This window comes from Sporosarcina sp. P3, from assembly GCF_002743415.1.
Lineage (GTDB): Bacteria > Bacillota > Bacilli > Bacillales_A > Planococcaceae > Sporosarcina > Sporosarcina ureae_A.
The window spans coordinates 99736-111667 of the sequence record NZ_PDZE01000010.1; the positions used below are offsets into that span (position 1 = coordinate 99736).

At 40.6% G+C, this 11932-nt stretch carries 13 protein-coding genes; 3 read left to right on the forward strand and 10 right to left on the reverse strand.

Annotated elements, in window-relative coordinates; all coding sequences use genetic code 11:
* Positions 1 to 36: 36 nt before the first annotated feature.
* From CSV61_RS12815 to CSV61_RS12835, 5 genes are all read right to left on the reverse strand, one after another.
* Entirely contained in the window at positions 37 to 768 is a 732-nt protein-coding gene (locus tag CSV61_RS12815; RefSeq protein WP_083033785.1) for a YqcI/YcgG family protein, read from the reverse strand.
* Between the two features lie 162 nt (positions 769 to 930).
* A complete protein-coding gene (locus tag CSV61_RS12820; RefSeq protein WP_099639523.1) occupies positions 931 to 1947 on the reverse strand; it encodes a TolB-like translocation protein in 1017 nt (338 codons plus the stop codon).
* A 19-nt stretch (positions 1948 to 1966) separates the two neighbouring features.
* Positions 1967 to 2827, reverse strand: coding sequence for a permease prefix domain 1-containing protein (locus tag CSV61_RS12825; protein WP_099639524.1), 861 nt, complete (start codon positions 2825 to 2827; stop codon positions 1967 to 1969).
* Complete coding sequence (locus CSV61_RS12830) at positions 2824 to 3147, reverse strand: PadR family transcriptional regulator (RefSeq protein WP_083033790.1); 324 nt, start codon at positions 3145 to 3147, stop codon at positions 2824 to 2826. Before CSV61_RS12830 ends, CSV61_RS12825 begins: the two co-directional genes overlap by 4 nt.
* Before the next feature lie 94 nt (positions 3148 to 3241).
* Positions 3242 to 3610, reverse strand: coding sequence for a carboxymuconolactone decarboxylase family protein (locus CSV61_RS12835; RefSeq protein WP_099639525.1), 369 nt, complete (start codon positions 3608 to 3610; stop codon positions 3242 to 3244).
* Positions 3611 to 3711: 101 nt separating this feature from the next.
* On the opposite strand from CSV61_RS12835, the gene CSV61_RS12840 reads away from it, so the two are divergent.
* Positions 3712 to 4209 carry a metallophosphoesterase family protein gene (locus tag CSV61_RS12840; RefSeq protein WP_099639526.1) on the forward strand — a complete coding sequence of 166 codons (498 nt, stop codon included), beginning with the start codon at positions 3712 to 3714 and terminating at the stop codon, positions 4207 to 4209.
* A gap of 12 nt (positions 4210 to 4221) precedes the next feature.
* Here CSV61_RS12840 and namA read toward each other — a convergent pair whose 3' ends face one another.
* Positions 4222 to 5241 (reverse strand): NADPH dehydrogenase NamA, encoded by a 1020-nt coding sequence (gene namA, locus CSV61_RS12845; protein WP_099639527.1) that lies wholly within the window; start codon positions 5239 to 5241, stop codon positions 4222 to 4224.
* Between the two features lie 142 nt (positions 5242 to 5383).
* Here namA and CSV61_RS12850 point away from each other — a divergent pair, with 142 nt between their 5' ends.
* Complete coding sequence (locus CSV61_RS12850; RefSeq protein WP_158233853.1) at positions 5384 to 6007, forward strand: Yip1 family protein; 624 nt, start codon at positions 5384 to 5386, stop codon at positions 6005 to 6007.
* 82 nt (positions 6008 to 6089) lie between these two features.
* Here the strand turns inward: CSV61_RS12850 and CSV61_RS12855 are convergent, their stop codons facing one another.
* Positions 6090 to 6644, reverse strand: a complete 555-nt coding sequence (locus CSV61_RS12855; RefSeq protein ID WP_099639529.1) for a DJ-1/PfpI family protein — start codon at positions 6642 to 6644, stop codon at positions 6090 to 6092.
* Positions 6645 to 6790: 146 nt separating this feature from the next.
* Between CSV61_RS12855 and CSV61_RS16865 the strand changes: the two genes are divergently transcribed.
* Positions 6791 to 6964, forward strand: coding sequence for a hypothetical protein (locus tag CSV61_RS16865; protein ID WP_156890537.1), 174 nt, complete (start codon positions 6791 to 6793; stop codon positions 6962 to 6964).
* 39 nt (positions 6965 to 7003) lie between these two features.
* On the opposite strand, the gene CSV61_RS12860 is transcribed toward CSV61_RS16865, so the two are convergent.
* From CSV61_RS12860 to CSV61_RS12870, 3 genes are all read right to left on the reverse strand, one after another.
* Positions 7004 to 8305: a purine/pyrimidine permease gene (locus tag CSV61_RS12860; RefSeq protein ID WP_099639530.1), complete on the reverse strand. Its 1302-nt coding sequence runs from the start codon at positions 8303 to 8305 to the stop codon at positions 7004 to 7006.
* Between the two features lie 243 nt (positions 8306 to 8548).
* Complete coding sequence (locus CSV61_RS12865) at positions 8549 to 10912, reverse strand: penicillin acylase family protein (protein WP_099639531.1); 2364 nt, start codon at positions 10910 to 10912, stop codon at positions 8549 to 8551.
* Between the two features lie 224 nt (positions 10913 to 11136).
* Positions 11137 to 11931, reverse strand: coding sequence for a VLRF1 family aeRF1-type release factor (locus CSV61_RS12870; protein ID WP_099639532.1), 795 nt, complete (start codon positions 11929 to 11931; stop codon positions 11137 to 11139).
* Position 11932: the final 1 nt, after the last annotated feature.

Sequence of the window (11932 nt, forward strand, 5' to 3'; positions counted from 1 at the left end):
CAACCGTATGTTTACGACTGTAGAGACATCCTATGATTACATATCCTTATGAGTAAAAGGACATTTTCCAGTTAGTGGCACACAATCGTCTCCGATGAAAAATTGTTTCCATTCATTATGTGTTGGATCGCCGTAGTGACTTATATCCGGATGCTTGGGCAGATCATCCCATACCTCCACACGTTCACGAACTTTTTCACGTGAATTGATGCCGCCTTTTTCAGTGCCTGTCAGACCTTTGAAAATTTTTCGTGGCTGGAAACCAATGACCATAGCGTTCCCTAGATCACGAGTCTTCCGTTGTTTATACGCAGGTGCATTGCCAAAAGCGAAAATGGGCTCGCCATGAAAGTGGAAATCCCATAAATAATGATCTGGGTCCCGTGGAGCGTCAGCCGGCCATTCTTCGGTATCTTCTATATGTACGTACTGCAAAATATCCCAAAATTGCTGACGATACTCTTCTATTGATCCTTCCTTCTCAAAGGGTTCCACAAACACAAATAACCCGTGTCGTTTATGCTTTGGATTGTTAAATAGTGTCAAAAACTCTTCCAATGCTTGAGGTAAATTTGACCAGTCCTCTTGAGAAATATAGGCATAGCGTAATTCACCTTTGTTTTCACCAGCCATTCCAAAATAACAAGGAAATGTTTTATCGGTCACAGTATTATGAAACGTTTGGTATTCTCTAAGAAGCCATTCCGGTAAATCATCACGTTGTGCAAAGTCTTCCTTTGTCAATAAAGCATTTGATGTTTGAATCAACGTTTTATATCCCCTTCCGAATTTCTATACTGTTTATCCGCTACCCTGTCTTTAGCATAATGAAACATACGATACATATGAGAAAACGATTTTTATACTACATATACATATCTTCATAAGTAATCTATATAGCATGTAGGTTACTTATGAAGAAGTGATTTATTATCCATTGAGCTCTAGTTCTTCTATTCCGCTTCCATCTTGATTCATTCGATATAGGTGGTAATCAGGCTTGCGTGAACCAAATTCACGATCTACCATAAAGTAAATTTTATCGTCAGGACCAACTGCAGGCTTTGATGTAGACTCTTTTAATGTCGTCAGCTGTTCCGTTTGATGCGTTTTCCAATTAAACGTAAATAACTCATATTCGTAAATTCCGTTCGTTCCAGTTCCAGCTACTGCCTGATAAATAATACTTTGTTGTTCAGGTAACAAGATAAAATCATACACATCCTCTGCTTGAACAGGGTTGCTGATGACTGACTTTTTATCCGGTGTGTCTAGAGGTATTTCAAATATCCTCTCTTTACTTGCGAACACTTCTTCAGCCGTTTCGTTGTATGTGTCATCATTTGTTTGTACATAAACAGAATTCTTTTCAGCAGAAACTTGTAGTGAGCCCATACTATATTTCTTCATATCTGTATGTTTTGTATGAATACCTTTCATTAAATCAAAGCTATACACATCGAAATCATGAGGATGTTTTGAAGCAATAGGTGAATAATTTGTATAGGTACTCGCCTCAATATAAAACAACTTCTCAGGATATTTTGGATCAAACGCCATCTCCGTGATTAGACTATCAGATGTGTGTACTACCTGATCTATAAGTGAACCCAAATCGATTACATGGATATCTGAACCAATATGATTCTCAAGGTCTTTATTCCGTACAATATAAGCAAGGTGTGTACCATCTTCCGAGAATGTTATATCAGCGATTTCTTTCTCAACAGATAATTGAACGAGATTCTGTTGACTATCCAGGTTGATTGTCGCTTGCCCTTTGTGATAAGAAACATAAGCAATTTCATTTTTGGTTGATATCGCAAAGATATCAGTCATTCCTTCTTGTTTTTGATTCTCATCTTTATTGAACAATACACCTAGCATGATAAACACCGCTGTTAACTGTGCGATGGAACTTAGTATGAATACTAGCGACTTTTTCATAGGTCAACCTCCCTTATATTCATAAAGTCCAAATCATAATCACCGCTATAATCCATAGAAATTGTAAAGCTGTAACACTATACGTCCATTTCTTGCGTCCAGTTGCCAATAAATGAAGTTGTATCGTATAGGTGATCGCCCACATGACTAACGGAATCGTGAATAATAGCAAAGTAGGTTTTATTTCTTCGGCAAATATTAAAAATGCCCATAGCAAGAACAAAGATAAAGCCATTACTATGAGACCGATTGTAATATTTATAAAATGTATTCTCCTGGCATCTTTTTCAAGTGTTTGTTTAGAGGAAGGAAAATCATAAATGGTAGTACGGTAAACTAGAACAATCGAAAACAATAGTATTGCGTAAGAAAATATAGTTAATGGAATCGAGTAAGCGGTTTCTAAATCCATTGCTAATAAACTTCCATAGATTGATAACAAGGCATGGCCGATCAGTAACCCATTTACCGTTAGACGGCGATGCAATGCTGTGATAGGATGCAGCGTTAGGGTCAAGATTGCTGCACTAATAAGTACCGCCAAACAAAGCCAAGTGATTTCAGCATGACCTCTTGTGAACAGCTGAAGCAAGTAGGTGCTGTAAATGAAAAGTAAAGATGCACTTGCAAGACTGAGCATCATCTCTCGTCGATATGGATACAGCGCGTGCTGAAGTTGCTTACCCACTTCTTTCTCATCACCGAAATTCGCCATCGCCAATTCCATCGCCTTCTCATGTGAGAATCCTTGTTTTTGCAAATCCTCATAAGCACAATACAAATGACTAAGTAATTCCTCAGTCAAATCCTTTCGTTCTTCCGCATTACCGTCTGTTTGTTTTACCACCTTACTAATGAAACGCTCAAATACTTTTTTCATATTAAACCATCCGAACTTTTATGGACAAGCGCATTCATCCACTCCCAATTTTCTTGTTTTGTTTCTAATGCCACGCTACCTTCATCAGTTAGATGATAATATTTTCTACGGCCACTTTCACTTTCTTGCCAATACGATTTTACCCAACCTTTTTTCTCCAATCGTTTTAAAGCTGCATATAACGTTCCTTCACTCATTTCATACGTATCATTACTTAACTCTTTTAACACCTTCACAATTTCATAGCCATATAAATCGCGTTGGGCGATTAGTGACAATAAAATCAGATCAATACTGCCCTTCATCATTTCCTGATCCATCTCACTCACCTCTTTAATGCATAGTAACACGGTGTACATCGCATTGCAATGTATTAAAAAACACCTCATCGACTCTACTCGACAAGGTGTTCTCTCACTGTAAAGGTTTAGAATTTCCCTGTAATTCGTCAATCGTCTGCATAACCAATGTGACGGCTTGACTCAAAGCACTTCCACCGCCAAGTGCCGCTGCTACACCGACCGCTTCCAACACTTCTGGAACTGTACAACCTGCATCCATGCAAGCTTTCGTGTGGAAAATAATACAATACTCACTATGGGCATAAACACTTACAGCAAGTGCGATCAGCTGCTTATATTTTTGACTGATTTCTCCTTCTTCAAAACTAATTTCTGTAAACGCATGGAATGATTTCATTAATTTCGGCAATTGTTCACTCATTGCACCCATACCGGTTTTATAATCTGCCAGTACTGCATCTGTAAATGTATAGTCTTCCATATAGATCGCCTCCCGTTATAGCAATAGTATGTCCGATTCTTTGTTTGCTATGCAGTGATAAGGGATATGATATAAGCAATTACATATCTAGGAGGTTCATCATGAAAATTGTCATAACAGGAGATACACATATTCCTGGTAGAGGAAGTGTTTTGCCTGCACGTTTACTAAACGAATGTATTACGGCTGATTTAATTGTACATACGGGTGATTGGAAATCACCTGACGTAGTACAGAGGCTTTCTGAATTTGCGGAAGTAAAAGGTGTTTCTGGAAATGTGGATGGAGAGGATATAAAAGGACAGTTTCCATTGCAGCAGATCATTCAAGCAGGAGACGTAAAGATCGGCTTAGTACATGGACATGGAGAAAACAAAACGACGGAAAAGCGTGCAATTGAAGCATTTGAAGGAGAACCACTAGATGTCATTATCTTCGGGCACTCCCATATTCCAATGCTCCGTTACATGGATAAAACTTTGTTGCTGAACCCCGGTTCCCCGACAGACAAGCGGAAAATGCCTCATTATTCATTCGCTATCTTACATATCGGGGATGAGATTCGTTCAGAATTAATATTCTTCAATGATAAAACATAACCTACAAAATGATTAGAACGTCCAGCCGCGTTTATATTGAACAGGAGATTCGATTTCAACACCTAGCTCTTTAGCTGCTGTATACGCCCAATAAGGATCACGTAATAGTTCGCGAGCAAGTAATACGATATCAGCACGATCATTTTGGAGAACTTCTTCCGCTTGTAGCGCGGATGTAATCAATCCTACCGCACCTGTTGCAATAGTTGCCTGCTGACGAATTGTATCCGCAAACGGCACTTGATAGCCTGGGAAAGGATGGATTGTAGCTGGTACTACACCACCGGAGCTCACGTCGACTAAATCAACACCTTGTTCTTTCATCCAACCCGCCATTTCTGCATACTGTGAAGGATTCATGCCACCTTCTTGATAATCTTCTGCTGAGATTCTGACGAATAACGGACCGTCCCAAACAGACCGGATGGCATCAATCACTTGTCCAAGTATACGGTAACGATTTTCTGCTGATCCACCGTATTGATCGTCACGATGATTACATAACGGTGTTAAAAACTCATTTAGTAAGTATCCATGTGCGCCATGAATTTCAATTACATCAAAACCAGCTTGCTTTGAACGGATAGCTCCTTGTTTAAAAGCTTCAATCGTTTCTTCGATATCAGTAATTGTCATTTCCGTCGGCGTTTTATATTGTTCACTATATGCAATGGGGCTTGGAGCATGAATAGTTCCGTCCACTGTCGCTTTTCTGCCTGCATGTGCTAATTGGATACCGGTACGGGCACCGTGCTGTTTCATCAAGCGAACGATTTCAGTTAGACCTTCTAGATGCTCATCTGACCAGATTCCTAAATCCTCACTTGAGATTCTTCCTTGCGGCTGAACGGCTGTGGCTTCAACGATAATTAGGCCGACTTGTCCAACTGCGCGAGTCGTATAATGTGTTTTATGCCAGTCTTCTACTTTACCATCTTGATTATGTGAAGAATACATACACATCGGTGCCATTGCGATCCGATTTTTAAATTCGACGCCACGTATAGTATAAGGACTAAATAATTTTGCCATGAATAATTCCTCCTCCAATAGTTGCTAGGAAAAGTATAGCAAATCTATATGTTTTTTTAATGTTTAAGGATTTTAAACCAACTTTATGAAACATCTGGTAGCACTCTCACGTATAGTAGACTATATAAAAGGAGGTCTTCACATGAAGCCACTCATTTCGGTATGGACACAACCTAAGCAAACGATTCGGTATGTTCTCGAATATAAAACATGGAATTATAGTTTTTTCATCTTATTCCTTACTTCTGTTAGCGTCGGTTTGACATCATTTGCTGAAACGGACCTATTACCTGATCTATCATTGCCTCTAATTATCCTGCTTAGTATACTATCGTCATTCATCGGGACTATTATCAGCCTGTTCATTAGTTCCGCTCTCTACACATGGGTAGGTAAATGGCTTGGAGGCACAGGGAATTTCAAGGATATGGTGCAAATGTCACCGATCGCTTCGATTCCGATGATCTGGATGATGCCGATTAACTTGCTACTAGTCATTATTTTCGGTAAGAATTTATTTGTTGATATGATGAACAACGCAGATGCTGCTGTATTTGGAACTTTATCTATTGTATTATTATTGACAAACTTACTCACACTAGCATTAGGCATTTTCGGTACTGTGATTCTGTCTAAAGGTATCGGGATTGTCCATCACTTTTCTTCTTGGCGTGGATTTGGTACGATTCTAATTGTGACTGGCTTATTTTTAGCATTACTGATTCCCTTTCTACTCTTCTTGATATTTGTTCTACTTGCTTACTAAATTCCATATAAAAAAACTGAAGACAGTACCATTTCTGGATTTGTCTTCAGTCTGTTGCAAAGCCTAACGAGCTTTGCATATTTTATTTATTGACCATTTTCATGAATTCCCTCATTAAACCTGGAAGATCAGGCCAAGCATGTCCTGACACTAGATTTCCTTCTGTATGAAGATCTTTTTCAATATATGTGGCACCCGCTGCTGTAACGTCTGGCTTACATGCGATATAGGCCGTATATTCTCTGCCTTTCATTAGATCTGGAATGACGGACAATACTTGTGCAGCATGGCAAACTGCCGCCACTGGTTTATTTTCTTCAAAAAAGTGCCGTACAATAGCTGGTAAGAATTCGTCTAGACGAATATACTCTGGTGCGCGTCCACCTGGAATAATGAGCGCATCGTAGTCTGCAGGATGGACATCTTTGAAGGCAATATGCGAATCCAGTCCATACGCTGGTTTTTCCACATATGTTTCCATTCCATCAATGAAGTCATGGGTAACGGTATATAATTTCTTTACTGCTGGTGAAGCAATAGTCGTGTCAAATCCTTCTTCCAAACAACGATAATACGGGTAGAAAATTTCCAATGCTTCCACGGCATCTCCGCCAAGAATCAATACTTTTTTACTCATATGCAGATCCACTCCCTTTTCTGAATTGTATTACTACTTTACTTCATTCGACAATTTGACATGGAATCCTTTTTCTTTCAATGAAATACTCTTCTTCATGTATGGTTATCTCGAATGAAACCATATTATGACGAGGAGGGATTTCTATGGATCAAGATATACGTCATTTGTTTCATAAAGGAACAATCAACGAGGAAATGGGACTGGAGTTTGAAGCCACTGCCGAAGAAGCTTTACGCGCTCGGAAAAATGCAAGTGGTAAAGAGTATCGCGATGCTTTGAAAGAAGTCTATCGTGCAACAGAAGATAAAAGAAAATAATTCGTAAAAAAGCCCGACAATGAGCACTGTTGGGCTTTTTTACATCTCACTATACGTGTTCCCTTTCCTTCTGCGTATCATATATTGCTCAATCATGATCGCGAGAATCGTTCCTGTAATTAATCCGTTAGATAAGGTTGAAGCTACCACGGCAGGAAGTTGCGACAGACTTTCTGCTGGGACGAACATTGTACCTATACCTACCATCAATCCAAATGCTACGGCTTGGCGCGCACGTTCTTTTTCTGGATCCGCATCGAGTTCATTGAATGCCATCGACACCATTTTCGTAAAGATTGCGAAAGTCACAGCGTATGCAACGGGTGCAGGCAAAGCCGCAAATATGGCCATGACACTTGGAAATAACGTGATACACACTAAGAGCGTGCTACCCATAATAAATGGTTTAATGGACGGCATACGTGTCGTGCCTACAAACCCAGCAGAACCTGATATCGGTACGGATCCAATAGCAGAAAAGGCTCCTGCGATCATATGAATGAATCCTGAGGCATATGCTCCTTGGCGTAAGCGATCGGTCGGGTTGATTTGAAAAGATTGCTTCAATAAATGTTCCATGACACGAATCGATGCAAGCATATTGGCTACTAATAATAATGTGATAAAGATCGCTGTCACGAGAACGCCACTGTCCCATACAGGCTTTCCATAGACGAACATTTCCGGTAGTTGGATTAACTGATCGGACACTTTTGCAATAGTTGGTGTTTTACCTAGGATTAAGAAAATTCCCCAGCCAAGTACAATTGAAATCAATATCGCATATTTAGATATGAACGGGCGTTTGTTAGCCATTGCAATAAATGTGATCAATAACACTAGGAAACTTCCAAGTAAAATGACTGGGTCCAGGTAGTCTCCTGCTTTTTCGACCCCCAACATTCCTTTCACAAAAGTTCCGCTTAATTGTAGGATTAACAGCATTAAATAAGTGAATGTGATCGCAGGTGTGAAGAGCACTTTCATTTTTGTAATAACTCCCGTGGCCGCCAGGATAATGAATAGCACTCCACTGTACAACATCCCACTTTGTAATGCCTGTAAAGCGTCTGTCGACGTTGAATAAAAAATGCCGACCATTCCGGCATAGACTACATAGATCCCCCACCATAAGCCAGCGGGTCCTTCATTGATTGGCATTCGGTGCCCGAAAAATGCTTGAATTAAACTGGCGATGCCTAGGACGAATATAGTCCGTTGCATGAATAGAGAGGTGGCTACTGCATCCATGCCAAAAACGTGCGCAATCGCGATAGGCGCTGCAATAGATGATGCGATGAGAAAGACGGTCCATTGTATGCCGCCTGCTAAATGTTTCATTGAACGATTCCTCCGATAATGCTGTGCAAATTAGAATCCGTCTAGTATACCATGTGAAAGATGTTTTTAGTTTTTTATCAGTAGTTTACTGATTCTGTTTCCTATTCATTTTAACGTAGCTTAGCGAGTTCAAAGCAAGCCACTCATTATTTATAGTCACGGCACTACCTCGCGCAACGCAAAAGGACTATCGCAAGAAGCTGTGAAACCACCGCTTCATGAATAGTCCTTAGCCGCTTCCAATTACTTCGCTTTCGGTTGCAATGTCAGTACATGTCCGTCAGGTATTTCTTGTGTCATGAGTGTCTCGTGGTAGTACCCTTTTGCCCAGTCCTCTGCTTGGTCATGGAACCATTTGGATTTTAGGTGTCCGCTTTGACCCGGTCCGACGACATGATATGTTTTGGTTAAGTCGTCCAGATCAGCAACGAAACGCCACGAGGCACCGTGGTTGACGGAGCCGTCATCTTTGAAGGCAGCTGCTTGTACGGTAATAGTAGATCCACCAATTGGTTGTTTTTCGGGATTTAATAGTTTTTCAAATACCGGTGAGGCACTTGCTAGTGGGTGAGGGAATGTCAGTTGGTGATAGTTGCCCCATGCCCATTTTTGTTGCTTGTCACCAAAGTCATTGGCAATTTTTTTCATTGCATTGCCGAATGATTCATACACCCATTGATCGATACCTTGCTTTTCTTCTAACCAGACGCTTTCTTCTCCGTTATAGCCTTTACGAAGCAATTCATCTGTAATTTGGTTTTTTCCTGGCATTAATTCATAGACATCCGTAGGCATTTGATCTCGGAACATGTCAATTTGCAATTGTTTCATCCACTTGTGAAAAATTAACGGAGCACTGCTATCTTTTGAATCAACTTGATCCCATTGTTTCAACGTTGCCAACACTTCTTTGTAGTCACCTGATTGGTCTTGTTTCTCTACTGATTGAATCATCGAATCAAGGAATTCTGCTGCATAGAGGTTTTTTTGATCCATTTGCAGTTTCATCATATCCTCCACTGTGAAGTGATCTCCTTCTCGCAGCACTTCTGCAATCCGTTCAAAGCGGTATGGCTGTGCCCAAAACTTTGTGATGTGATATGGATAATTTTCATCCACTACTTCATTATTCGCGGTGGCGATGAAACCTTCCTCAGGATTCACTACACGCGGCAGTTCATCGTATGGAATATAGCCTTCCCAACCATAGTCGGAAGAATCTCCTGGCACTGCCAATTGTGCGTCACCTTGTTTACGGATGGGAATGCGACCGTTCGCTTTATATGCAATCGTACCGTCCGTCGAAGCAAAGACGAAGTTCTGTGCAGGTGCGTGAAATTTCTCTAATGCTTTTTCAAAGCTATCCCAATCTGATGATTTATTCATCTCCATAATGGCTTCCAGTTCAAGAGTCGGCTCAAGTGCCGTCCACTGCATAGAGAACAACGCATTCGGATCTTGATCTTTGTACATTACGTCTGAAATGATAGGACCGTGTTTCGTGACGATGACTTCATATGGAATATCATCAGCACCTTTCACTTTGATCGTCTCATTACGTACTTCTGCTTGCTCCCACTTGCCGTCATAACGGAATTGGGCTTTTTTACTTGGATGTGGGACCTCAATGTAAAGATCTTGCACATCCGGTCCAACATTCGTGACTCCCCAGGCGATATCTTCATTATTACCTAAGATGATTCCTGGAATCCCTGCAAAGATTACTCCCTCTACATTTTGTTCAGGAGATTGTAGATGCATTTGGTACCAAATAGAAGGCGTGCTTAGACCTAAATGAGGGTCATCAGCCAGTAATGGTTTACCAGAAGCTGTTTTTTCCCCTGATACTACCCAATTATTACTACCATTGAATTCAGGTGGGGAGAGTCCCGGTAGAAAACGTCCCGCCACCTCTACTTCATGTTCTTTATTAGCCGTCATAATGGACTCTGCATTTTTCGGATACATCAGGAATAAATCTTTCACTTTCTCTTCTGGAAATGCATTAATTGCCCAGTGGCGGAATGCTTGCGGTTGCCATCTACCTCCTAAGTCATAAGCCATATATTTCCCAATAGTTAATGAATCTACTGGTGTCCATTCTTCAGGCTCATATCCAAGCAGCGCAAATTCATAGGACAATTTCTTTTCAGATGTAGCTTCTTCAATGAATGCATTGACCCCTTCTGCATACCAGCCAAGCACTTTTTTAGCATGTTCTCCATAGCCTTCATATGAAGCTTCCGCTGCATTTCGCAGACTGAAAGTACGGAATAACTTATCCGTATCGACAGCCTTGTCACCGATGACTTCAGCTAGACGACCACTTGCCTGCCTGCGTGCTAAATCCATTTGAAATAAACGGTCTTGTGCTTGCACATAACCTTGCGCTCGATACAGGTCTTCATCCGAAGCGGCATGGATATGCGGCACTCCCTTGCGATCACGTGTCACAACTACTTCTTGATCAACGAATGAGACTTGATGTTCTCCTGCTATCAGTGGTTTTGATTTTGATATGTAAGCGTTTGCAAATATAGCAATTAGAACCACAACAATTGATAGTATACTAAGTGCCCACAGCGTAATTTTCCTGCCTCTTCCCATGTTAATCCCCCTTTAGAACTTAGTATACTATTAATATTCTGAAATTACTTTAATTATTAATCTTTAGTAGGGTCACATGATAATCGACGGGAAATAAAGTAGGGTGGCGCGTCTCAGACTGATGCTTTAATCCGCCTTCACTATGTAAATATTTTGTCGCGCTCTAAGGAACCAAAACAAAAAGAGAATGCCCCTACCTCTGGGGCATCCTCTTATGGTATTACTTAACGGGATTCGAAGATTTTTTGGATGACTTGATTATTGTTCGATTTTCCAAAGTTTTTATGAATACAGCTTTCGGGTTTTTCACGCAAGATAGACGCAAAGCTTTTGGCCAGTTCCGCTTCCCCTGCCACATGCACTTCTTTCCATCCGCGCTTCTTCTTCATGTTGCCGACCACAGCACCCATGTCTTTATAAAAACGATCTAAATTCTCTTTTAATCGATGATCAAATTTGTCTGTATGTCCTCCTACTCCCCGCTGTATAGAAGACTTGATCATCTTTTGTTCTTTCCAAACGTCAAGACCCGAATCAAATTCATACACTGTTTCGTCATGGACTCTACCCATTGCAGTATCCAAAATCCGGACATTGCTGTAACTTGGGAGTATAATTCCCGCTTCTGGATATGCTTGTAACATATACTCCAATTCATTCGTCATCGCTTGATTTTCCCAATGAAAGCTCGTCTTAACTGCCACTTGAACATAATGAACAGACCAAACTTCAGGATCAGCTGCTGCAAAAATGATAACACCCTTCGCCAAATCATTTTGCTTATCTTCAACTTCCTTCATCACACGGTCTTTCACGGAACGAAATGCAGTCAATTCTTTTTCATCTCCAGATGCGACGAGATATTCATCAAGTCTTTTTAATCCTGATTTCAAATGAATTCTCCACGCTGCTTGCTGTTGGTCAGGATCAGCAGGATTCGTGTTTAAGTATACGGACAGCACACATCGATCATCACAGTGAAATGCTTTCAACTTTTTCAACTCTTCACTAATACCCATC